General features: G+C 65.5%; 17 protein-coding genes. 8 read left to right on the forward strand and 9 right to left on the reverse strand.

Annotated features, from left to right (window positions below):
• The first annotated feature begins 6 nt into the window (after positions 1-6).
• The 4 genes from A3CW_RS0101595 to A3CW_RS44825 all read left to right on the forward strand — a co-directional run bounded on the left by A3CW_RS0101595 (position 7) and on the right by A3CW_RS44825 (position 6,011).
• Positions 7-2,238, forward strand: coding sequence for a polysaccharide biosynthesis tyrosine autokinase (locus A3CW_RS0101595; protein ID WP_028202004.1), 2,232 nt, complete (start codon positions 7-9; stop codon positions 2,236-2,238).
• A 100-nt stretch (positions 2,239-2,338) separates the two neighbouring features.
• Positions 2,339-3,457, forward strand: coding sequence for a GDP-mannose 4,6-dehydratase (gene gmd / locus A3CW_RS0101600; protein WP_028202005.1), 1,119 nt, complete (start codon positions 2,339-2,341; stop codon positions 3,455-3,457).
• A 6-nt stretch (positions 3,458-3,463) separates the two neighbouring features.
• Positions 3,464-4,423: a GDP-L-fucose synthase family protein gene (locus tag A3CW_RS0101605; protein WP_028202006.1), complete on the forward strand. Its 960-nt coding sequence runs from the start codon at positions 3,464-3,466 to the stop codon at positions 4,421-4,423.
• Between the two features lie 190 nt (positions 4,424-4,613).
• Positions 4,614-6,011 carry a glycosyltransferase WbuB gene (locus tag A3CW_RS44825; protein ID WP_063750788.1) on the forward strand — a complete coding sequence of 466 codons (1,398 nt, stop codon included), beginning with the start codon at positions 4,614-4,616 and terminating at the stop codon, positions 6,009-6,011.
• 58 nt (positions 6,012-6,069) lie between these two features.
• On the opposite strand, the gene A3CW_RS0101615 is transcribed toward A3CW_RS44825, so the two are convergent.
• Complete coding sequence (locus A3CW_RS0101615; protein WP_028202007.1) at positions 6,070-6,720, reverse strand: hypothetical protein; 651 nt, start codon at positions 6,718-6,720, stop codon at positions 6,070-6,072.
• A 227-nt stretch (positions 6,721-6,947) separates the two neighbouring features.
• Between A3CW_RS0101615 and A3CW_RS0101620 the strand changes: the two genes are divergently transcribed.
• Entirely contained in the window at positions 6,948-7,649 is a 702-nt protein-coding gene (locus A3CW_RS0101620) for a DapH/DapD/GlmU-related protein (protein WP_245623508.1), read from the forward strand.
• Positions 7,650-7,739: 90 nt separating this feature from the next.
• Here A3CW_RS0101620 and A3CW_RS44830 read toward each other — a convergent pair whose 3' ends face one another.
• From A3CW_RS44830 to A3CW_RS44840, 3 genes are all read right to left on the reverse strand, one after another.
• Entirely contained in the window at positions 7,740-8,909 is a 1,170-nt protein-coding gene (locus A3CW_RS44830) for a polysaccharide biosynthesis/export family protein (protein WP_051481169.1), read from the reverse strand.
• A 261-nt stretch (positions 8,910-9,170) separates the two neighbouring features.
• Positions 9,171-10,400: a glycosyltransferase gene (locus tag A3CW_RS44835; RefSeq protein ID WP_211254023.1), complete on the reverse strand. Its 1,230-nt coding sequence runs from the start codon at positions 10,398-10,400 to the stop codon at positions 9,171-9,173.
• Positions 10,397-11,794 carry an anion permease gene (locus A3CW_RS44840; protein ID WP_051481100.1) on the reverse strand — a complete coding sequence of 466 codons (1,398 nt, stop codon included), beginning with the start codon at positions 11,792-11,794 and terminating at the stop codon, positions 10,397-10,399. The genes A3CW_RS44835 and A3CW_RS44840 overlap by 4 nt, the downstream gene beginning before the upstream one ends.
• 313 nt (positions 11,795-12,107) lie before the next feature.
• On the opposite strand from A3CW_RS44840, the gene A3CW_RS0101640 reads away from it, so the two are divergent.
• Entirely contained in the window at positions 12,108-13,274 is a 1,167-nt protein-coding gene (locus tag A3CW_RS0101640; RefSeq protein WP_028202009.1) for an acyltransferase family protein, read from the forward strand.
• A 51-nt stretch (positions 13,275-13,325) separates the two neighbouring features.
• On the opposite strand, the gene A3CW_RS0101645 is transcribed toward A3CW_RS0101640, so the two are convergent.
• Entirely contained in the window at positions 13,326-14,630 is a 1,305-nt protein-coding gene (locus tag A3CW_RS0101645; protein WP_245623509.1) for a glycosyltransferase, read from the reverse strand.
• A gap of 373 nt (positions 14,631-15,003) precedes the next feature.
• Here A3CW_RS0101645 and A3CW_RS0101650 point away from each other — a divergent pair, with 373 nt between their 5' ends.
• Entirely contained in the window at positions 15,004-16,251 is a 1,248-nt protein-coding gene (locus tag A3CW_RS0101650) for an oligosaccharide flippase family protein (RefSeq protein ID WP_028202011.1), read from the forward strand.
• Between the two features lie 53 nt (positions 16,252-16,304).
• On the opposite strand, the gene A3CW_RS0101655 is transcribed toward A3CW_RS0101650, so the two are convergent.
• Entirely contained in the window at positions 16,305-17,471 is a 1,167-nt protein-coding gene (locus tag A3CW_RS0101655; RefSeq protein ID WP_028202012.1) for a glycosyltransferase, read from the reverse strand.
• Between the two features lie 436 nt (positions 17,472-17,907).
• On the opposite strand from A3CW_RS0101655, the gene A3CW_RS0101660 reads away from it, so the two are divergent.
• Entirely contained in the window at positions 17,908-18,843 is a 936-nt protein-coding gene (locus A3CW_RS0101660; protein WP_245623510.1) for a glycosyltransferase family 2 protein, read from the forward strand.
• 57 nt (positions 18,844-18,900) lie between these two features.
• On the opposite strand, the gene aroG is transcribed toward A3CW_RS0101660, so the two are convergent.
• The 3 genes from aroG to A3CW_RS0101675 all read right to left on the reverse strand — a co-directional run bounded on the left by aroG (position 18,901) and on the right by A3CW_RS0101675 (position 22,834).
• On the reverse strand, positions 18,901-19,974 hold the full coding sequence (gene aroG, locus A3CW_RS0101665) for a 3-deoxy-7-phosphoheptulonate synthase AroG (RefSeq protein WP_028202014.1): 1,074 nt from the start codon (positions 19,972-19,974) through the stop codon (positions 18,901-18,903).
• A gap of 414 nt (positions 19,975-20,388) precedes the next feature.
• Entirely contained in the window at positions 20,389-21,855 is a 1,467-nt protein-coding gene (gene tldD, locus A3CW_RS0101670; RefSeq protein ID WP_028202015.1) for a metalloprotease TldD, read from the reverse strand.
• Positions 21,856-22,006: 151 nt separating this feature from the next.
• Positions 22,007-22,834, reverse strand: coding sequence for a carbon-nitrogen hydrolase family protein (locus tag A3CW_RS0101675; RefSeq protein ID WP_028202016.1), 828 nt, complete (start codon positions 22,832-22,834; stop codon positions 22,007-22,009).
• Between the last annotated feature and the right edge of the window lie 59 nt (positions 22,835-22,893).

The raw sequence follows: 22,893 nt of genomic DNA on the forward strand, positions 1-22,893 counted from the left end.
AGCAAGATGGCGATGAATTATGACGGCGCTTACTATGGCGCAGCAGGCGCCGACGAGCGATACCTAGGCGACTACCTGCAAACGATGGTGGCGAACTGGCGCGCCATCGCGATCGTGACGCTCGCCGTCACGCTGCTGGGCGCGGCCTATGCGTTCCTCGCCACGCCGACCTATCGGGCCGACGTGCTGTTCCACCTCGTCGACAAGGGCGACGCCAGCAAGAAGGACAGCAGCCTGCCGCCGCTCACGGGCATGTTCGACGAGAAGTCGACCGCGAACGGCGTGATCGAAATGCTGAAGTCGCGCAACGTAACCGAGGAAACGGTGCGCAAGCTCCACCTCGACATTTCGGCGCGGCCGCGCGAAATGCCCGTGATCGGCGGCATGCTCTCCGGCATCCTGGGCTCGCCCTGGGCGCAGAAGCTGCCCGGGTTCATACGACCGTCCGGCTATGCATGGGGCGGCGGCGACATCAAGGTATCGCGCTTCGATACGCCCGAGGCGATGTATGAGCGCGACTTCACGATCGTCGCCGGCGAAGAGCCCGGCACCTTCACGCTGCGCGACCCCGACGGCATTCCGCTTCTGCAGGGCCGCGTGGGCGAGGACGTGAGCGCGAACACGTCGGCCGGGCCGATCGCGCTGCACGTCGACAGTTTGAGCGGGTCACCCGGAACGCCTTTCCTGCTCACGCGCGCCTCGACGCTGACCACTGTCGACCGGCTGGAGAATTCGCTGCAGATCCAGGAAGTCGGACTGCAGTCCGGCGTGATCCGCGCGAGTCTCGAAGGCCACAACAGCAAGACGACGGCCGCGATCCTCAACAACGTGGCGCACGAGTTCATCAAGCAGGACATCGCGAGCCGTTCAGCGGAAGCGGAACACATGCTCGCGTTCCTCGACGACCAGCTGCCGCAACTGCGCTCGCAGGTCGACGCGGCCGAGCAGAAGTACAACAAGTTCCGTAACGAGCACGGCACCGTCGATCTCGGCGAAGAAAGCCGGCTGCTGCTCCAGCAGGTGAGCGACAACAAGATCCGTCTCGAAGACCTGCGCCAGCAACGCGCGGAACTCGCGCAGCGTTTCACCGAGCACCACCCGGCCGTTCAGGCGCTCGACGCGCAGATCGGCACGCTGCAAGCGGCGCAGTCGCAGCTCACGCGTAATGTGGCGCAACTGCCGGACACGGAACAGTCCGCCGTGCGCCTCTTGCGCGACGTGCATGTGAGCACGGAGCTTTACACGAGCCTCCTGAACAGCGCGCAGCAACTGCGTGTGGCGCGCGCGGGCCAGGTAGGCGACGTGCGCGTGGTCGATTTCGCCGAGGCGCCGGATGATCCCGTGCGTCCGAAGAAGCTGCTCGTGATCGCGCTCGCGATCGGCGCGGGGCTCGTGCTGGGCGTGCTCGTCGCGTTCGTGCGCAAGTCGCTGTACGGCGGCGTGGAGCGCCCGGACGAGCTCGAAGCCGCACTCGGCGTGCCGGTCTTCGCCGTGGTGCCGCGCAGCCCGCAACAGTTGCGGCTGCAGCATCACGTCACCTTGCGCCGGCGCGGGCTGCACGTGCTCGCCCAGCAGAACCCGCAGGACGTCGCGGTGGAAGGCGTGCGCAGCCTGCGCACCTCGCTGCAGCTCACGCTCAACGATGCGCGCAACAACATCGTGATGCTCACGGGCTCGCGGCCCGACATCGGCAAATCGTTCCTCTCGGTCAATCTCGCTGCGCTGGTCGCCTCGGTGAACAAGCGCGTGCTGATCGTCGACGGCGACATGCGGCGCGGCGACGTGCACTCGCACTTCGGCATTGCGCACCAGCCGGGTCTCTCCGACGTGCTGCTCGGCGCCGATCTGGACCAGGCGATCCAGCACGAGGTGCTGCCTGGACTCGACGTGCTCGCCAAGGGCTCGCTGCATTCGCATCCGTCCGAGCTGCTGATGAGCCCGCGCTTCGAGTCGCTGCTCGAAGAACTGGGGGCGCGGTATGACCTCGTGATCGTCGATACGCCGCCGGTGCTCGCGGTGACCGACTCGACCGTGATCGGACGCTACGCGGGCACGACGCTGCTCGCGATCCGCCATGGCCGCCACCCGATTTCGGAGCTCGAGGAGACGGTCAAGCGCCTGCGCATTGGCGGCGTGAATCTGCGCGGCGTGCTGCTCACCGACGTGCCGAAGACCGGCGCATTCATCGGCGGCGGGTATCGCGGCGGTTACTACGGTTACGAAAGCGTTTCAGGGTAGTAGCAGGGTAACAGCAGGTTGACGGCCGGTTTTCGGGCCGCCCGTCGATGGTGAAAACCACCGAATCCCATTTCGCGCACGCGAGGAGAGAACGATGGCAATGGCTCGTAAAGTTGCTTTGATTACCGGCATCACCGGTCAGGACGGTTCGTATCTGGCAGAACTGCTTTTGAACAAGGGCTATGAGGTGCATGGCATCAAGCGCCGCTCATCGCTCTTCAACACGGACCGCATCGATCACCTGTATCGCGATGCACACGACTCGGAGCCCGGCATCCACCTGCATCACGGCGAAATGACCGACACCACGGCCTTGTTGCGGGTGGTCCAGGAGATCGCGCCCGATGAAGTCTACAACCTCGCCGCGCAGAGCCACGTGGCCGTGTCGTTCGACGAGCCCGAGTACACCGCGAACGCGGACGGCCTCGGCACACTGCGCATTCTGGAAGCGATCCGCATTCTCGGCCTCGCGAAGAAAACGCGCTTCTACCAGGCTTCGACGTCCGAGCTGTACGGGCTCGTGCAGGAGGTGCCGCAGCGCGAAACCACGCCGTTCTACCCGCGTAGCCCGTATGCGGTCGCGAAACTGTTCGCCTACTGGACCACGGTCAACTACCGCGAGGCCTACGGCATCTACGCGTGCAACGGCATTCTCTTCAACCACGAGTCGCCGCAGCGCGGCGAGACTTTCGTCACGCGCAAGATCACGCGTGCGATTGCCCGCATCGCCGTCGGGTTGCAGAAGGAACTGTATCTCGGCAACCTCTCGGCCATGCGCGACTGGGGCCATGCGCGCGATTACGTCGACATGCAGTGGCGCATGCTCCAGCAGGAGAAGCCCGAGGACTTCGTGATCGCGACGGGCGTGCAGTACAGCGTGCGCGACTTCGTGCGCGCGGCGGCGGCGGAACTGGGCATCACGGTGCGTTTCGAGGGCAGCGGTGTCGATGAGGTCGGCATTGTCGACCACGTCGACTCGCGTGAGATGCGGCTCGAAGCAGGTCAGGTGATCCTGCGTGTCGACCCGCGCTACTTCCGCCCGGCCGAGGTCGAGACGCTGCTTGGCGACGCCTCCAAGGCGCAGGAGAAGCTGGGCTGGAAGCCCGCCACCTCGTTCCAGGCGCTCGTCAAGGAAATGGTGCGAGCCGACTATCAGGCCGCCCGGCGCGACGCGCTCGTCACGCTGGCCGGCTTCAAGGCTCTCGAACATCACGAGTGAGATGCCATGGACAAGAACTCCCGAATCTTCGTTGCCGGCCACCGCGGCATGGTGGGCTCAGCGCTCGTGCGCGCGTTGCAGGCGCACGGCTACCATAACCTCGTCACGCGTCCCCACTCGGAGCTCGACCTCACCGATCAGGCCGCGGTCGACGCCTTTTTCGAAGGCGAGCACATCGACGCGGTGCTGCTCGCGGCCGCGCGCGTGGGCGGCATCCTCGCGAATTCGACGCAGCCCGCACAGTTCGCCTGGGATAACCTGGCGATCGAGACCAACGTGATCCGGGCGTCGTACAACGCGGGCGTGCAGCGCCTCGTGTTCTTCGGCTCGTCGTGCATTTATCCGCGCGAATGCCCGCAGCCGATCCGCGAAGCCTATCTGCTCACCTCGCCGCTCGAGCCGACCAACGAGGCCTATGCGATCGCGAAGATCGCGGGCCTGAAGCTCTGCGAAGCGTACAACCGCCAGTACGGCACGCATTTCGTCTCGCTCATGCCGACCAACCTGTACGGCCCCAACGACAACTACGACCTCGGCAGCAGCCATGTGCTGCCCGCGCTGATCCGCAAGGCGCACGAGGCGCGCAGCAACGGCCAGCGCACGCTGACGGTCTGGGGTTCGGGCAGGCCGCGCCGCGAGTTCCTGCACGTCGACGATCTCGCCGATGCGACGATCTTCGTGCTCGAGCACGAGACCGGCGACGGCGTGTACAACGTCGGCGTCGGCGAAGACCTGTCGATCCGCGACCTCGCGCAGCGCGTGTGCGACGTGGTGGGCTTCGAAGGCGAACTGGTATTCGACTCGACCAAGCCCGACGGCACGCCGCGCAAGCTGCTCGACGTTTCGCGCCTCGGCGATCTGGGCTGGCACGCGCACATCGGCCTCCAGGAGGGGCTCGCCCGCACCTACGACGACTTTCTGCAAACCCAGGCCGCGCCGGCGTACGAGGCGGGCATGCGGGCTTGATGTGGCCTGACGGGACCGATGGCTTTCAAACGATCGGCTCAAAAGGACGAAAGGGAAGAGGCGTCTGGTTGGTGGTGGGCGTCGTGCGCGGACCGGATGCACGACGCCCGCTTTTTTTCGCTCGGCGCGCGAGACGATTAAAAGCGGTAGACAAGCAGCTCAAAAGCAGTACAGGGACGGAAGCGACGCAATGAGAATCCTGATCTACGGACTGAATTACGCGCCCGAAGTCACAGGCGTCGGCAAATACACGGCCGAAATGGCGGAGCTGCTCGCGGCGCACGGCCATGAGGTGCGCGTGATCTGCGCGCCGCCTTATTACCCGCAGTGGCGCGTGCATGAAGGCTATCGCGCGGGGCGTTACCAACACGAAACGTTGCGGGGCGTGAGCGTCTGGCGTGCGCCGCTGTGGGTGCCGGCACAGCAGGGCGGCTTCAAGCGCATCGTGCATCTGGCGAGTTTCGCGCTCTCGTCGCTGCCGCTTCTCGTGCGACTCGCGGCGTGGCGGCCCCAGGCCGTCATGCTGATCGTGCCGACGCTCTTCTGCGCGCCCGGCGCACTCATGCTCGCGCGCGCCGTCGGCGCGCGCAGCTGGCTGCATATTCAGGACTTCGAAGTCGATGCGGCATTCGATCTGGGGCTTCTGCGCGGCGGCCAGGGGTCGCGTCTCGGGCGCGGCGCTCTCGCCGGCGAACGCTGGCTGCTGCGGCGCTTCGACGTCGTCTCGTCGATTTCGGCGCGCATGGTCGAGCGCGCCATCGACAAGGGCGTAGACGCCGCGCGCGCCGTGTGCCTGCCGAACTGGGTCGACACCGAGGCGATCTTCCCGCTGCCGTATCCGAGCGCGTTCCGGCGGCGCCTCGGCATCCCGCAGGACAACACCGTCGTGCTGTACTCGGGGAACATGGGGGCGAAGCAGGGCATCGAAATTCTCGCGGACGTCGCAATGGCGCTCGCCGCGCGGCCCGATATCAGCTTCGTGTTCTGCGGCGACGGCGCGGCCAAGCGGGAGCTGATGGCGCGTTGCGAGCCGCTCTCGAACTGTCATGTGCTGCCGCTGCAGCCGTCTTCGATGCTCAACGAACTGCTGAACGTGGCCGATATCCACGTGCTGCCGCAGCGCAACGACGCCGCCGACCTCGTGATGCCCTCGAAGCTCACCGGCATGCTCGCGAGCGGCCGTGCGGTGGTCGCCATGGTGCGGCGCGGCACGAGTCTCTTCGACGTGGTCTCGGACCACGGAATCGTGGTGCCCCCAGAGGACAGCGAGGCGCTCGCTGCGGCGATCGTCGATCTGGCCGGCGACCCCGCGCGCCGTGCCGGGCTTGGCCGTACCGCGCGGCGCTACGCGAAGCGCATGCTGTCACCGCAAGCGATCTTCGGTGTGCTCGAAGCGAGGCTTGCCGGGCTCGCGGGCGAGGTTGCCGAGCCGGCGGGCCAGACGCAGGTCGAGCTGCAGACCGCGGCAAGTGGCCCTTCTTCTTCGACACAGCAAGCTGCGGGTCAATCTGCGAATCTGAATCAACCTGCGAGTCATGCAGGCAAAGGCGGATCGACGTTGCCGGAGGTCGAGCAGTCCGATGTGTGAGCGACTGCGCCCAGGGCCGCGAGGGTGGCCTTGGGCTGTCCCCGACCGCTAGCGGAGCTTACCAGGGCGACTTGTAGAGTTCGGAGTTGGACTGGTCCGGCGACCCGTACGGGCTGCCATACGGATTGCCGTAGACCTGCGCAGTTGGCGAGGTTTGGCTGGCGCCGTAGTCATAGCCGGCCGCTGAGCGCTTGCCCCCTGCACCGCCCCCGCCGGTGCTCCTCGCCACCGAATTGCCGGCGCGCGACATGCCGTTCGCGCCGATCCTGCTGTGGCTCGCGGCGCCCCTGCCGCCTGCGCTCGAAGCGCTGCTTCTGTCGCCCCTGCCGCCGTTGGCGCTCGCCGCGCTCGCGGCGTAATCCCCAGGCGTCACGACGTGCATGTGCTTTTCGTTCGTGAGCGCGTCTCGCGCGTCGTCTGGCGAAGCGCCGTTGCTGCTGTACGGGGTCACGCTGTACGGGTTGTCCGAAGTGCCCGGACCGCCGAGCAGGCGCTGTTCGTCGAGTTGCTGGCGCTGCACGGCGTTGGCGGGGGTGTCGCCCCGGCCGCTTTGGCTACTCTGGTCACTCGCGGCAGCGGGGGAGCCACCGGTGGCGGCGCCGTACGCGGTGTTCTGCGCACACACCGCGCACGGCCATGCGGCGCACGCGGCTTGCAGCGCGGCGGCGAGGACGTAAGGCGCAACTTGATGACGATAAGAGCTGGACATGGCATGGATCCCGCGCGCCGCGAACGATGCGGCGTCAAGCCTTCATGTTGCCCACGCGGCGTCGCGCCGCTGCGCCAAAACCCCTGCCGTGTCGGCCACGCGTGCGAGGCGCTGCGGTGGCCGCCCGATAATGAAATCGTGGCTTGATGCGTCCCGCTATGCGGGCCGCCGGGCTTGCAACCCGCAGGAAGCCAACAGGAACCGACCCGGATGGGCAAGGAGCGTTCATGACGGAAGCGGTCGAAGGTTTAGGGACCCGCAAAGGGAGCGCCGGCGCGGCCGGGCGCAGGGAAGGGGCGGGCGAAGCGCCGCCCGCAGGCATCGTGCCGCCACAAGCCGCCAATGACGCACGAGCCGCGGAAATCCGCGTGATCGATTTGAGTCGCGCGGGCAAGGGCAACTACGTCGCGCGCCGGGGCAAGCTCGTGCAGGCCGCGTGGTATCTGGTCGAGACCTGCGTGCTCGACAACCGCCTGCTGCCGCTTTCCGCGCTGCGCGTGGGCTTGCTGCGCCTGTTCGGCGCGAAGATCGGCCAGGACTGCCGCCTCGTCCATCCCATGCGCGTGAAGGCGCCGTGGAATCTGGAAATGGGCGACAACTGCTGGATCGGTGTGGACGTGTGGATCTACAACCAGGCGCCCATCCGCATCGGCTCGAACGTTTGCCTTTCGCAGGGCGCGTTTCTCAGCGCCGGTTCGCACGACATGCGCACGAACATGGATCTGCACGTCGCGCCGATCGTGATCGAGGACGGCGCGTGGGTCTCGTCGAAATGCGTGGTGCAGATGGGCGTGACGATCGGGCGCTCGGCGGTCGTCACGCCGCTCTCGGTCGTGCATCGCTCGCTGGAAGCCGGCGGCGTGTATGGCGGCAATCCGTGCCGCTTTATCCGCTGGCGTTTCGAGGAAAGCCAGCCGCCCCAGGCATAAGGGCAGCGCGAGGCTGGCTCGTTTCAAGCAGATTCATTCGTCGCACGAGCAGGCCCGAAGGCCTGCTCATACTCATACGAACCCCACCGTCTAGTACCCGCCGTAACCCACCGCCCGGCCCGCCGCGGCTGCCTGCGTACTCGGCAGGATCAGGTTGATGACGCGGCTCCACTTCACGAGCGCCGACGCATCGACGAATACGACATCGTTCGGCTGCAACTCGAACTCGTCGGCCGTGGCCATGGCTTCCGGCGACGACGCGTCGAGGTGGAAGACCTGACGGTGTCCCTCCTTCTGCCCGCGCACCACGTACACCTGCGAGGCGTCGCCCGAACCCTGGCTGACGCCGCCTGCGTTGCCAAGCGCGTCGTTCAGCGAGAGGTGGCCGTTATCGAACGGCAAGGGCCCCGGGTGTCCGACTTCGCCCAGCACGAACACGCGGCTTTCGTTCGCCGAATACACGCGCACGAGGTCGCCGTTCTGCAGCAGGATCTTGTCCGGGTTCACGCCCTTCTTGATCATGTCGGGAATGTTCACCAAGGTCGTCTTGTCGCCGCGCGTCACGCTAACCCGCGAGCGGTCGCCGTTCGCCGTGAAGCCGCCCGCGCGGTTGATCGCCTCGGGCAGCGACATCGTCATGTCGTTGAGCACCATGAGCCCGGGCGTGCGCACTTCGCCGTCCACGTACACGCGCCGGCTGCGGTACGATTCGATGCGCAGCGTCACCTGGGGTTTGTTCAGGTAGTAGGCGAGCTTCTTCGCCACCAGGTCGCGGGCTTGCATCTCGGTGAGCCCCGCGACGTGGATCGGACCCACGTAGGCCACCTGGATCGCGCCGGACGAGTCGACGGTATAGCCCGACTGCACCTGGCTTGCGCTCTGGTCCTGCTGCCCGTTGCCGCCGCCGCCGCCGTTCGTCGGCAGATTCATCTCGGGGTGATCCCACACGACGATGCTCAGCACGTCGCCGGGCCCGAGCGCGTACGGCTTCGGCGTACCGAACAGCGTCTCGACGTTCGCCGGGACAGTCGTCGGTCTCGACGCCGCTTCCTTCGCGACCAGTTCGTTGTTGATCTCAATAAGCGCGCCCGGTGGCGGTTGATCCCCGTTGCCGCCCGTACGCGCGGCGCCGGTCGCGGCCTTCGCCTGCGTGACGCTCGACGGCGCCTGCATCCCAGGCGAGAGCCCACAGCCCGAAATCAATGCCGCGGTCGCGGCCATGGCCACGATCGCCGCCAGGGCCGCCCGTGCGCGGGCCACCGACAATCTGCGCAAACTGGGCGCGGGCTGCTTTACAGGCTGCTTCACAGTCTGCTCCGCGGTTACGTCGACGGTCTCGCCGCCAGAACAATCAGGTCTACTGTTTAACATAGTGTCGCCCCCTTACTAACAGGATTCGCACATCGCCACGAAAGTGCAACGCGGGCTCATCGTTCGAATCGTTATGACGCTTGCGCCGCGTTGCTTCGTCACCCCTGCCAATCCCTACCATTTCCGCTATCTGATGCCGCCTTTTTTCGCTTATTCAGCCTGCTCCGCGGGCTCGCCCTGCGCCATGGCGCTCATCGGGCGCCCTCGGTGAAATCGCGCGCCAGCGTGCAAAGGATGTTCCTGCAACAAGCCCAGCAGCGAGCGCACCATGCCATCCATCGCGAAGCGCGCGTCGAACGTGCGCCGCGCCTGAGCGCGCATGGCGTTGCGCGCGCGCTCGTCGAGTGCCCGCCATGAGGCGAAGTTGCGCTGAGTGCCGGCGATCGTGTCGGGCGCAACGAACCCCGCGCCGTCCTCGTCGATCTCGCGCCAGACGCCGACCTTGTCCGAGACCAGTGCGGGCAGCCCGCACGCCAGCGCCTCCGCCACGGAAACGCCGAAGTTCTCCTGGTGCGAAGGCAGCACGAACACGTCGCTAGCAAAAAACGCGCCCCACTTCAGGTTGCCCTGCAGCATGCCCGGCCAGCTGATGCGGTGCGTAATGCCGTGCGACTGCGCCATCGCTAGCAGCGCGGGTTGCCAGTTGCCCTTGTCGGGCCCCGCGATCAGCAGATGCGCATCTGGCGTTTCGCGCGCATGGTCGGCGAACGCGTGAACCAGCACGTCGCAACCCTTTTTCGGGTGCAGACGCCCGAGAAACAGCACGATGCGCTTGTTACGCAAATGCGGCGACTCCTGCAGGAAGGCTTCGCGCAACGTGTCCGGGTCCTCGTTGGGCGCATTGGTGCCGAACGGCACAACGCGTTCGTTGGCGCGGTACAGCCAGAACGATTCGCGCGCGAGCAGGCGTTCTTCGTCGGTCGTGAAAATCACGGCGGAGGCGTCGCGCAGCACGCGGAAATCGGCCCATGGCCAGTACGCCCATTTCTTCAGATGCTTGACCGGATAAGTGGCTTTGAACCACGGGTCGAGCATGCCGTGCGTGTACACGTAGTACGGCAGCTGGGCGTGGCGCAGCGCGCGCCACGCGCCGAAGCCGTGGTATTGCCAGAGCCCATGCACGATCGCCGCGTCGAAGCGCCTCGCGTTCGCGCGCAGCCACGGCACGTAGCCGGCGCAGTAGCCGTAGTGCCCGCGGCCTGGGCCCAATGCGTGGAGCGGCAGCGGGAATTCGCGCACATAAGGCGCGTCGATCGGGTCGAGCGACGCCACTTCGATCTGGTGATCGAGCGCCGTCATCGCGAGACCGCTCTGGCGAACGCCCTCAATCGGGCCGCCCGAACGGGGGTCGACCGTGGAAACGAGATGCAGGATTTTCATCGGGGCTCCGGAGTCGCATACGTGGTGAGCGGCACCGGCGCCGCCGCGGGCGCCGTGGGTCGGAAGGCAGGCTCGCGCCCGTAGGACGGGTGCAGGCGCTGGCGCTTGCGTTGAAGGTCAATGCGGTAATGAAGCTGCGAATACAGCGCGACGATGAGCCCGAGCGCGAGGCCGTACACGAGGCCCGAGAAACGCGTGCCGAGCGGATTGCCGCCGATCGACGCGCCCGGCAGCGCGGCGAGCACGAGCAGTGCCATGCTGAGCGGCATGAGCATCGGGTGACGCGGCGCAATGCGGCGCCAGCGTCTGAATGCGCGGCCCGCGACGATGAGCGCGACGATCACTGCGAGCGGCATGCAGCCCCCGAACACGATGCCTTCGGCGTAGAGCTGGTAGACCCAGAAGTTGTGGCCCGCCACCCAGTCGCTGGTGTTGAAGTAATCGTCCTTGCTGAAGGTCTGGTTCACGTACTGGTAGTAAATCGGCGAATAGCGGTAGAGGTGGCCATAACCCTTGCCGAACAGGACCGATTCCACCGATTCGGTGACCTGGTCGTACTGGTCGCGCATCTCCGCAATCCGCGTGACCGTGGTCGGATCGCGATCGGACTCCGAGTTCTGCGCGGCCGTCACGCGCTGCGTCCAGTGTTCCGTGATGGACGGGAAGAGCCAGGCCGTTCCCACGCCCAGCGCGACCACGAATGAAAGCGCGATGCCCGTGCGGAAAAACGATTTGATCAGATGGCTGATAGACGGCGAGGCGAGCCACGCCGCAAACATGGCGAGCAGAATGGTCGCGAGCAGCAGGCTGCGCGTGACGCTCAGCAATTCGACGACGAGCGTGGCGAGGAACACGAGCACCATCGTCATGTTGAAGCGCCGGGCGACGATGAACTGGTGCAACAGCATGGCCTGCAGCGCGAGCAGGGTCGGCGAGACGATGCGAAAACGGATGTCGGCGAGCGGCCCGCCGACTGCCAGTATGCCGAAGAAGAACGTAAACGCGAGGCCCAGCACGTTCGCGTAATAAAGCGCGCGCTGCATCTGCATGACGCGAACGGGGTGCCACGGGCGGCACATGGCCCAGTAGCCGAGCCCGAACAGCAGGAATGGCAGGATCACGCGCAGGTATTGACCAATCGGATTGTGCTGCAGCATTTGCGCAACGAGACTGCCGGCGAGGCTTGCCACGAGCGCGCCCGTCACGAACGAACGCAGCCGTGTCGGACGCGCGAAGCGCGGGCCGATCATCGCGAGGATGAGCGCGCCTGCCAGGGCCGGAATGACGGCCAGCCATTGCGCGCTGTGGCCAAACTGGGAGTCCGGTGCCTTGTAGTCGAAAGCGAGAGGCACGAGGCACACCCAGAGCCATAGTGCAGCATGTTTGTTTCGCATCGGCGTTTCTCCCGGTGCGGTGCATAGGGTCGCATACGTGGCGCAAGATTCATGCGCGCCGCAAGCGAAGGCTCGATTCAATATAAAACGCCGCAAGCGGCTTGCGCATGTGCGTGGCGGGAAGCGGCAGGGTTGTGGCGGCAGGAAAAAAATTCTGATTTGGCATGTGGTTTCCCCCACACACCTGGCCGAGAAGGGCGGGAACTTGGCGCACGCGGCACGGCGCCTGTGTCCATGATGGGGCCGGCAGGAGTAAGTTTTTCATTGTCTGCCTTGCGTAAGAATCCGGCATGGACGTAGCGAGGGAAAGGTCATGAAGCTGCTACACGGAGTGGGACCGCCGATGAAAGGACGTTCCGTCGAGCTCGACTTCGTGCGTGGCATCGCGATCTTCGTCGTGATGGGTTATCACTTCCACACGGTGCGCACGGGCCATCCCTGGGTGAGCGTGCTCGAGTACCCGCTGAAAAGCTTCGGCCACGAAGGCGTGAATCTATTCTTCACACTAAGCGGTTTTCTGGTGGGCGGGCTGCTGCTGCGCCAATATTCGCAAACGGGCCACATCGGCGCGCGCCGCTTCATCGTGCGGCGGATCTTCAAGATCTGGCCCGCGTACTACGCACTGATTTTTTTTCACCTGCTTGCCGGCCGCCATCGTCCCGATACGTTCCTCTGGCAGAACCTCACGCACATGCAGAATTACTTCGGCACCTCCATTGCGCAAACGTGGAGCCTCGCTGTCGAAGAGCACTTCTATCTGTTCCTGCCCGCGCTGCTGATCCTGCTCGCGCACTTCCGGCTGCGCGCGAATGCGCTGATCGCCGTGATGGTCGGCCTCTGCGCGATCGTGCTCGGCGCACGTTGCGTCGCGGTATCGCATGGCGATCTCGTCGGGGCGTTCAACTACACGCAGTACCGCATGGACAGCCTGCTCATCGGCGTCATACTCGCGACCGTCTACTGGATGAAGCCCGAACTCTGGCGCATGCTCGTCGCGAAGAAGCGCTGGCTGTTCGGCGCGGTGGGGCTGCTCCTCGCCTGGCTCGTGTTCGCGACGCCCGACGTCGCGCTCGACGAGAGCGTTGGCTACACGATTCAGGCCGTCGGCTTCTGCGCGCTCATCATGCTCATACTGGAGCACTCGGGCAGCCTGCGCACGACGTGGCTGTATCGCGGGCTGGCGTGGCTTGGCGTGTACTCGTACGGTATCTACCTCTGGCATTCGCTCGCGCTCGCGCCTGGCGATTACCTGATCCACAAGGCGAACGCGCTTGGCGTGCCGCCGCTCGCTGCCTGGCCGGTTGTGATCGTCGTGCAGTTCGTCATCGCTGCCACGCTGGGCTATCTCACCACGCGCGCCGTCGAGTTTCCGTTCCTGCGCCTGCGCGAGGCGATGTTCCCCGACCGGCGCGGCGCCATCCCTGCCGAGCGGAGCAACGCGAGCGCGACGGACAACAACAATGTCAAAGGCGTTGCCTGAACGAACCAGACTGGTTCGACATGCTAACTAGTTGGTGACGATTCCCTGCGCTTACACCATCGCAGCCTGCAGCGTGCGCTTGAACTGTTCGAGCGTGTTGCATGAAAGGAGGTGTTCACCCGTGGGCTGCGCGGCGTTCGAGCCGGCGCGCCAACGCTCGGCGAGCACATCGAGCGCGTGCGCGATCGTGGCGGGCTCGAGGTCGTCGAGCAGGGGTCCGAGCGCGCCGTCGCGGCAATACCAACCGATCAGGCCGTCGGCGCTGGCCACCACGGGCTTGCGGAAGCGGTACGCCTGGACGAGCACGCCGCTCATGCCGTAGTGCTGCTTATAGCCGAGCCACACGGCGTCGCAGGCGGAAAAGAGTTCGCGCTCCATCTCGTCGGAGATGAACTGGTTGAGGATCACCGGCGCGCTCGCGAGCCGCGGCGCGTGGGCGTCGATGAATGCGCGCGTTTCGTCGTCCTGCTGGCCCGCGATTACGAGGCACGGCGCGTCGGGCTTGTGCTCGAGCGCGAGCATCAGTTCGCGAATGCCCTTGCGTTCGCCGATCGCTCCGTACACGAGCAGGTAGCGCGTATGCGCATCGAGCGTCAGCTGCTCGCGCGCGATCACGGGGTCCATGCCTTCGATTTCGGGAAACGGGTCAGCCAGATAGCTGAGCGGCGCGGCGCGCCGGGGCTTCGTGGTCGCGAACCAGTCGGGCAGCGTCGGGTCGATCGTGAAGAGTTCGCGCAGCCCGCGCGAGCGCATGGCGCGGCGAAACAGCGCCGCTTTGGCTATGTCGACGAAGCGCCGTCGCGGCGTGCGCAAGCCGATGCGCGCCTGATGAAACGTCATGCCCATGACGATGGCGATCCACGGCGTCTCGCCGAATGGCGAGTCGAACCCCGCGAGCGTGTAGAAGAAGTAGTCGGCGTAGGGCGCGATGACGAGCCGCACGTGCATCGTTTTGCTCACCTGACGCAACGCGCGCGCATAGAAGTTGCGAAAGCGCATGTACACGCTCGCCGCGAAATGCGGACCGGGAGGAACGGTGTGCAGGTCGAGCAGCACGAGGCGCAGATCGGGCCGGGCTTCGCGCACGATGCGCTGCGCGAGCGGATGGTCCGCGTACTCGGTATCGGTGACGACGAGGCAGCGGTGGCCGGCTTCCACGCACGCCTGCGCGATCCACTCGACGTAGCGCCAGCGGTGGCCCGTGAAGTTCGGCTCGATGATGGCGATCCAGTCGCCGCCGACCGATGCGCGCGTGCCGGGAGGCTCGGACGTCACGAGCGTGTCGGCCTCGACGTCGCACAGTGCGGCGGCGTCCGGGGTGTTAGGGGCGGCATTGCGATATCTGGCGATCGACACGTTTTCCATGCGGGAGGCCCGATGAGCATTATTACGAACAAAATAGCAGTGGTGCGCAAGCGGCATGCGCCAGATTGCGGGGCAGGGTGGCTGAAAAAGCCTGGAGATATGCCGATCACTTGAAAATTCATGAATTGCCGCCGCGCGGATCGCTCTACCTGAGCGGCCGCGCCCCGCGGATGGCCGCCCCGCGGATGGCCGTCCCGCGGATTGGCCGCCCCGTCTGATTCCACCTGGTAGATGGCGCGTCGTGGACGTTGCCGCGCGGTAAGGTCCAGAACGGGTGACGAAAACGCGTTCCCAAACATGCTTGAAGGGAACTGGGAAAAGGGGCTAAAGCTCCGACTCAGAGATCGACGACAGGAGAGGCATTTTGCGCGCAATGCGGCTGCCAGCAATACCGATCAAGGCAGGTTTCGGACCCGGCGCGGCGACCTGGGTGCTGCTGCAGCAGGTCGTGGTGCGCGGCCTCGTGGCCGTCAAGTTCCTCGTGATCGGGCGCATTCTCGGGCCGTCCGCAATCGGTCTCGCGAGCGTCGCGCTGCTTGCGGTCGCGATTGCCGAAGCGCTCTCCGACACCGGTCTCGCGCAAGCCGTGATCCAGGGCCAGGCGCCGCCAACGCGCGCCGAGGCTGGCGCCGTCTGGACCACGCTCGCCACGCGGGGCCTGCTGATCGGCGTGCTGCTCGTCGCGAGCGCACCGCTCATGGACGCGCAGTTCCACCTGGGCGGCGCCATCGGACTCGTGCAGCTTGCCGCGGTGCTGCCGCTGTTGCGCGGGCTCGCCTCGCCCGCGTATTTCATCACGCAGCGCGAGCGCCACTTCCAGCATATTGCGGCGATCGAAATCTCGTCCTCGTGTCTCGACTGCGGCTTCGGCATTGGGCTCGCACTTGCGGGTGCGGGTCCGTACTCGCTCCTGCTCGGCCTGATGATCGGCGAGGCCTTCAAGAGCGTCGTGACATGGATCGCGCTCTCGCCGCGTCCGCCGATCCGGCTGCGCTGGTCGGGCATCGGCCATTACGTGGGGTTCAGCCGCTGGATCTGGGCGAGCAGCGTGATCATTCTCATCACCAACCAGTTCGACAAGGTGGTGGTGGGCAAGCTGCTCGGGCCGACGCAGCTGGGCGCGTGGCAGATGTCCTCGAAGCTCGCGCAGATGCTGCTCGCCGACGCCGCGCTCGCCATGTCGCAGTATCTGTTTCCCACGTTCGCCGCGCATCATCGCGGCGGGCCGCAATCGGCCGCGCGCCTGTTTCGTTTGTATCTCGTGGTGGCCGTGGCGGGGCTGGCGTGCGTGGTGATCGTGCTGCGCTTCGCCGCCGAGCCGCTCTTTTCGCTCGTGCTCGGCGCCGCGTGGTTGTCGGCCGTGCCGCTCTTTCGCATCTTCGTCATCAACATGGCGATCAGCGCGCTGAACTCGGTGCTCGCCTCGTATCTGCGCGCGGTTGGCGACGCGCGTGCCGTCACGGTGGCGTCGCTGCTCCAGGTCGTGGCGCTTATCCTGTCTGTGCCGCCTTCGTTGCACATGTGGGGTGTGACAGGCGTGGCATGGTCGATGACCGTCGGGCTGGCCTCGTGCGCGGCATGGATGCTGTATCGCGTCTCGCGGCAGAAATAAGCCGGAGCGCAGAGGGATTGAAGCGGGATTCAAGCGAGGATTCAGGCGAGGATTCAGGCGCGCAGCGCCGCTTCGACGATCTCGGCGAGCTGATGCCCTAGCGTGGGCGAGTTGAGCTGGCAGTACACCGCGTGCGCGGCGGCAGCGGCTGCGCGCATTTCGTCGGGCGGCATGGACCAGATGCGCCGCAGCGTGGCGGCAAGCGCTTCTGGGCCGCCGTCGCGCGCGAAGAAAAAGCCGCTGCGGCCGTCCTCGACATAGCCCGGCTCCGGGCCCATGTGCAGCGGCAGCCGGTCGTGCACGATGGGCGGCAGGCTCAACGCAAACATGTGCACGACGCTCAAGCCCGCCGAGCCCGGATAGCAGCCCACGCGGCAGCGCCGGCTGATGGTCGCGATGGCGTCGTCGTCGAACACCGCGCCATACCACACCACATAGCTGCGATCGCTGTACTTGCGTTTCAGGCGCTCGCCGTGCTCGCCGTCGCCGATCACGTGGAGCGTGATGTCGTTGCCTTCGGCATGAAGCTGCCCGACCACGTCGATGAGCGGCTCGATCTCCGACCCTTCGCGCAGCCTGCCGATGAAGAGGACGCCGCTCTCGGCGCCCGTTTTGGTGGCGGGCTCCACGCCGCACGAGACCGTGAGTGCGTTGTTCGCGACGACGAGCTTCGCGAGCGGGCAGCCGATGGCGACGAGCGAGCGCCGCGAAGCCTCGGTATAGCAGACGTAGCGCACGGCGAGCGCGACCGCGAGGCGGTAACACACCGTGCGCATGAGCCCCGCGCTCTCGTGCCGGTAGAGCCCCTGGCCGTGAATCAGCACGGGCACGCGCATCACGCGCCCGGCGAGGAGCGCGAGCCACAGCGAGAGATAGCGAACGTCTGCAAAGATCAAAACTGCATCGGGACGTTCGAAAACGATGCGGCTCAGCACGCGGCTTTGCATGCGAATGCGCCGCGAGGGCAGGCCAGCGAAACTCGCGATATGCGTTTCGACGAATTCGTCGCACTCGGGCTTCTCGCGCGAAAAGCCGTTGGCCTCCACGCCCTCGGTGCACGCGAACACCTTGACGGTGAAAAGGCGGTTGAGCGACTCGATGACTTCGATGCGATAGCGCGCGATCAACGGCTGCACGTAGAAGACCACTGGGCGTTTGAGCCGCGCGCCGGATTCGGTTTCGCAAACCGTTGTCCCGGAAGCGATGATCTCGTGTTCCACTGGCTGGCTCCGACGCGTCGACGCAGTCATGTTGAGAGGATCTTTCCGGTGGGGAGGTTAGTCGGTCATATTTGCGCCAATCTCTTTTAGCAGTTGTAGGCGAGTCTTATCAAAAGAGGAATCCGAAAATTGCTATTGGACGAATTTGCCGGGTGGTGCTGCCTATGGGCGATGCGTAATCGATAAATGCGCGGAAAAAGTGCAATAAATGCGGAATTAATTAACGGAAAAGACATGCGGTAAAAGGTTCGTCGGTAGGCGGCCGATACAGATACCGCGCACATTGTGCCCCGCATGCATGCTCGTTCACAAACAGTTGGAATCAGTCGTTGAATAGATCGTTTCGGACAACTTGAATCCGGCCCGACTGGCGGCGCCAAGGCCTCGTGCTAACCTCGATTCGAGTCGAAACGACCACCGGAATGCGGAGAAACCGATGACAACGCTCGCTACCGATGATCTCGCGTTTTCCATGGCCCCGAACGGCGCGAAGGCGCGCATGCGCGTCGCGGTGGTGATCGCGACCAAGGGACGGCCAACAGCCACCGCATGGGTCGTGCGTCTGCTCGCGCGGCAAACGGTGCGGCCGGATCAGATCATCCTCTCGGGCAGCAGCGCAGACGACATCGGACCTTACGATGCCAACGGTCTGCGCGTGAACGAAATCATCGGCACGGCGGGTTCGAGCGTGCAGCGCAATCGCGCGCTCGACGCGCTTGCGCCGGACATCGACGTCGTGATTTTCCTCGACGACGACTTCGCGCCCGAGCAGCACTGGATCGAGCTTTGCGTGGAGCTGTTCGAGAGCGACGCGAATCTCGTGGGCTTTTCCGGCCGCACGTTGCGCGACGGCGCGAACACGCAGCCGATCTCTTGGGAAGAAGCCATGGCGCTCGTGGACGGTGCGCAAGCCGAAGTGATGCGGCGTCCGCCGCTGCGGCCCTGCGTGGAGCTGTATGGCTGCAACATGGCGTGCCGCGCACAGGCTATCGCCGATCTGCGCTTCGACGAGCGTCTCGTGCTGTACGGCTGGCTGGAGGACAAGGACTTCTCGCGGCGCCTCGCGCGCCGCGGCGGGGTCGTGTACTGCGACTATCTGCTGGGGGTCCACCTCGGGCTGCGAGGCGGGCGCGTTTCGGGCCGACGCTTCGGCTATTCGCAGGTGGTCAACGCGATGTACCTGTGCAACAAGGGCGTGATGTCGCGCAAGGAAGCGACCAGCAACATCCTGCGCGCGCTCAGCATGAACTGCGTGAAGTCGGTGCGCCCGGAGGCGCATCTCGACCGGCGCGGCAGGCTCATCGGCAACGTGATCGGGATTGCCGATCTATGCATCGGCGCGGTGCGGCCCGAGCGCGCTGCGCGGCTGTGAATTCACGCGCAGCGCGGCGTTAAATGAGCGCACCGCGCGCTCCGATGCGTGCGGCGCTCAGTTGCCCGAACCGCGCGCAATACGGCGCTGCTTCACCGCTTGCGCGAGCCCTTCGAGCACGCCCACGCTTTCGTCCCAGCCGATGCACGCGTCGGTGATGCTCTGGCCATAGGTCAGCTCGCAGCCTTCCTTCAGGTCCTGGCGGCCCGCGACGAGGTGTGACTCCACCATCACGCCGACGATACGCTCGTCGCCCGCCGCCACCTGGCGGCCGATGTCGGCGCACACCGGAATCTGGTTCTCATGCTTCTTCGAGCTGTTCGCGTGGCTCGCGTCGATCATGAGGCGTGCGGCGAGACCCGCCTTGCCGATATCGCTGCATGCGGCGTTCACACTTTCCGCGTCGTAGTTCGGCGTCTTGCCGCCGCGCAGAATCACATGGCAGTCCTCATTGCCCGCGGTCGAGACGATGGCCGAGTGGCCGCCCTTCGTCACCGAGAGGAAATGGTGGGGCTGCGAGGCGGCCTTGATCGCGTCCACGGCGATCTTCACGTTGCCGTCCGTGCCGTTCTTGAAGCCGACCGGGCACGACAACCCCGAAGCCAGCTCGCGGTGCACCTGTGATTCCGTTGTGCGCGCACCGATCGCGCCCCACGAGATCAGGTCGGCGATGTACTGCGGGCTGATCATGTCGAGGTATTCGGTGCCGGCGGGCAGGCCCAGCTCGTTGATGGAGACGAGCAGCTCGCGCGCGGTGCGCAGACCGTCGTTGATCTTGAAGCTGTTGTCGAGGAACGGGTCGTTGATGAGGCCCTTCCAGCCCACCGTCGTGCGCGGCTTCTCGAAGTACACCCGCATCACGATTTCGAGCTCGTTCTTGAAGCGCTTGCGCTCTTCCACAAGCTTCTTCGCGTAGTCGACCGCGGCCTTGGTGTCGTGAATCGAGCACGGCCCGACGATGACGATCAGGCGGTCGTCCATGCCGTGCAGGATGCGGTGCATGGCGCGGCGCGATTCGAAGATCAGCGTGGAGGCGGCTTCCGAGCAGGGGAATTCGCGGATCAGGTGAGCGGGCGGCGTGAGTTCCTTGAGTTCGCGAATGCGGACATCGTCGGTGTTGTGCGGGGGCATGGTCGTTTTCTCCTGATCCTGGGTGCGTAGCGTGCGTCGTTCCGACGGTGCTTCAAATTCGGTTAGATGAAGGTGCGGCTCGAAAGTAAGGGCGAAAAAAAACCGCCAGGCTTGGCTGGCGGTTTCTCGTGTGTTCGGGGTCCTGCGCGTACTATCAACCCTCTCGATCCGCCAGCGGTCTGAGATACCAAAAGAAGTAAAAATAAAACTTCGTGGCGAACATGGCGGTCTTGTCTGAACGTTCGTTACGTCGAAAGGGTGACTGCCTTTATAACCCGGCCTTCTCGTGGCTGGCAAGCGGGGTGCGGTGAAAAAGCGGACTATCTGCGTAAAAAATGATTCATGTGCAGAAAATCCGCATGGAGATGCGGAATTTCCGCATCGACGTGCATGGAATGCGCGCAGGCAAAGGTCTTAAACCGTGCCGCCCACCGTCATGCGGTCGATGCGCAGCGTCGGCTGACCCACGCCCACCGGCACGCTCTGGCCCTCCTTGCCGCACACGCCCACGCCCGAATCCAGGCGCATGTCGTTGCCGATCATGCTCACGTACTTGAGCGATTCCGGGCCGCTGCCAATGAGCGTCGCGCCCTTCACGGGGTAGGTGATCTTGCCGTTCTCGATCATGTAGGCTTCGGAGGCCGAGAACACGAACTTGCCGTTCGTGATGTCCACCTGGCCGCCGCCGAAGTTCACGGCATACAGGCCGTTTTTCACCGAGCCGAGGATTTCCTGCGGGTCCTTGTCGCCGTTGAGCATGTACGTGTTGGTCATGCGCGGCATGGGCAGCGCCGCGTACGACTCGCGGCGCGCGTTGCCCGTTACGGGCATCTTCATGAGGCGCGCGTTCAGCGAGTCCTGAATGTAGCCCTTGAGAATGCCGTCTTCGATCAGCGTCGTGCACTGCGTGGGGTTGCCTTCGTCGTCGATATTGAGCGAGCCGCGGCGGTTGGGCAGCGTGCCGTCGTCGACCACGGTCACGCCCTTCGCGGCCACCCGCTCGCCAATGCGCCCGGCGAACGCCGACGAGCCCTTGCGGTTGAAGTCGCCTTCGAGGCCGTGGCCGATCGCCTCGTGCAGCAGCACGCCGGGCCAGCCCGGGCCGAGCACGACGGTCATCGCGCCGGCGGGGGCCGGGCGTGCTTCGAGGTTCACGAGCGCGGCGTGCACGGCGTCGTCCACGTATTTCGACAGGATGTCGTCGGTGAAATAGGCGTAATCGTAGCGGCCGCCGCCGCCGCCGTTGCCGATTTCGCGGCGGCCGTTCTGCTCGGCGATCACCGTGACCGACACGCGCACCAGCGGGCGGATGTCGGCGGCAAGCGCGCCGTCGCTGCGCGCGACGAGCACCACGTCGTACTCGCCCGCGAGCGCGGCCATGACTTGCGTGATGCGCGGATCGCGCCCACGCGCCATCTCCTCGATGCGCTCGAGCAGCTTCACTTTTTCGGTGGCCTCGAGCGAACTCAACGGATCGGAAGGCAGGTACAGATCGCGGCCCGCAATACCCGTGAGCGACTTCGCCACCTGGATTTTCTGCTTGCCGCCGCCGGACCTGGCGATCGAGCGCGTGGCGATGGCCGCCTGGCGGATCGCTTCGGGCGAGAGGTCGTCGGAGTAGGCGAAAGCGGTGCGCTCGCCGGACACGGCGCGCACGCCCACACCCTGGTCGATGCTGAAGCTGCCCGACTTGACGATGCCTTCCTCGAGGCTCCAGGCCTCGCTGCGCGTGGACTGGAAGTAGAGGTCGGCGTAGTCGATGCGATGCGTGAAGATCTCGCCGAGCGTGCGCGTGAGCACTGCCTCGTCGAGGCCGTAGGGCGTGAGGAGCAGGTCCTTCGCGGTCGCCAGATTGCGGATGCCGGGTTCGATGATGTTCATGCGCTCTGTGGGATCAATCGATGAGTCTGTCAATGGAGATTCGGGCGCGGTGCTGCGAAATCAAGCGCCTTAAACGTAGAACTCGCGTGGAATTCGATGGTGTGTTCATTCGCAGGGCCAGTCGTCGCGTGCGTTACGTGCATGACGTGCGTCACGCGCAGTCGAGCACGCGGTGCCGCCACGCCGGAAGGCTCGCGCGTACGCTGGCGATGCGCGCGAGGTCGATGTCGCCGGCCACCACGCCCGCGCCTTCGTCGCGCACCTCGACGATCTCGCCCCACGGGTCGATCAGCATGCTGTGGCCCCATGTGCGGCGGCCGTTCTCGTGCGTGCCGCCTTGCGCCGCGGCCAGCACGTAGCACTGGTTCTCGATCGCGCGGGCGCGCAGCAGGATCTGCCAGTGGGCGCGGCCGGTGGTGTAAGTGAACGCTGAAGGCACGACCATCAGTGCGCAGTCTCCCATGCGTCGGTACAGCTCGGGAAAGCGCAGATCGTAGCAGACCGACAGGCCGACCCGGCCAAACGGCGCCTCGAACGTGCGCACCTCGGCGCCGGGCCGGATCGTGCGCGCTTCGTCGAATGATTCGGCGCCTTTTTCGAAATTGAAGAGGTGGATCTTGTCGTAGCGCGCGCGTTCCTCGCCGCTCGGGTCGAACACGAGCGTCGTATTGAGCACGCGCGTGTCTTCGGGCGCTTTCAGCGGCAAGGTGCCGCCGATCACCCACACGTCATGGCGCCTCGCCGCATCAGCGAGAAAACGCTGAATGGGGCCGTCGCCGTGCGGCTCGCGGATCGCTAGCTTGTCGCTGTCCTTGTGACCCATGAAACAAAAATATTCGGGCAGCAACACAAGGCGCGCGCCCGCGGCGGCGGCTTCGGCGATCAACTGGTCCGCTTCGGCGAGATTGCGCTCGCGATCGGGCGTGCTGACCATCTGCAGCGCGGCGACGCGAAACGGGTCGAGGGGGGGAGCGCTCATCGGCAGATCTTGAGTGGGTTCGGGGTGCATGGCGCGCATACCGCGTGCCCATGGCGCAG

Origin of the sequence: Paraburkholderia nodosa DSM 21604 (genome assembly GCF_000519185.1) — a bacterium.
Classification (GTDB): domain Bacteria; phylum Pseudomonadota; class Gammaproteobacteria; order Burkholderiales; family Burkholderiaceae; genus Paraburkholderia; species Paraburkholderia nodosa.

Excerpts from the sequence above, each read along its gene's own strand:
- tldD (WP_028202015.1), bottom strand. The coding sequence starts at position 21,855 with ATGAACATCATCGAACCCGGCATCCGCAATCTGGCGACCGCGAAGGAC.
- A3CW_RS44825 (WP_063750788.1), top strand. The coding sequence starts at position 4,614 with ATGAGAATCCTGATCTACGGACTGAATTACGCGCCCGAAGTCACAGGC.
- A3CW_RS0101605 (WP_028202006.1), top strand. The coding sequence starts at position 3,464 with ATGGACAAGAACTCCCGAATCTTCGTTGCCGGCCACCGCGGCATGGTG.
- A3CW_RS44840 (WP_051481100.1), bottom strand. The coding sequence starts at position 11,794 with ATGCGAAACAAACATGCTGCACTATGGCTCTGGGTGTGCCTCGTGCCT.
- A3CW_RS0101660 (WP_245623510.1), top strand. The coding sequence starts at position 17,908 with ATGACAACGCTCGCTACCGATGATCTCGCGTTTTCCATGGCCCCGAAC.
- gmd (WP_028202005.1), top strand. The coding sequence starts at position 2,339 with ATGGCTCGTAAAGTTGCTTTGATTACCGGCATCACCGGTCAGGACGGT.
- A3CW_RS0101675 (WP_028202016.1), bottom strand. The coding sequence starts at position 22,834 with ATGAGCGCTCCCCCCCTCGACCCGTTTCGCGTCGCCGCGCTGCAGATG.
- A3CW_RS0101615 (WP_028202007.1), bottom strand. The coding sequence starts at position 6,720 with ATGTCCAGCTCTTATCGTCATCAAGTTGCGCCTTACGTCCTCGCCGCC.
- A3CW_RS0101640 (WP_028202009.1), top strand. The coding sequence starts at position 12,108 with ATGAAGCTGCTACACGGAGTGGGACCGCCGATGAAAGGACGTTCCGTC.
- A3CW_RS0101595 (WP_028202004.1), top strand. The coding sequence starts at position 7 with ATGGCGATGAATTATGACGGCGCTTACTATGGCGCAGCAGGCGCCGAC.
- A3CW_RS44835 (WP_211254023.1), bottom strand. The coding sequence starts at position 10,400 with ATGAAAATCCTGCATCTCGTTTCCACGGTCGACCCCCGTTCGGGCGGC.
- aroG (WP_028202014.1), bottom strand. The coding sequence starts at position 19,974 with ATGCCCCCGCACAACACCGACGATGTCCGCATTCGCGAACTCAAGGAA.
- A3CW_RS0101620 (WP_245623508.1), top strand. The coding sequence starts at position 6,948 with ATGACGGAAGCGGTCGAAGGTTTAGGGACCCGCAAAGGGAGCGCCGGC.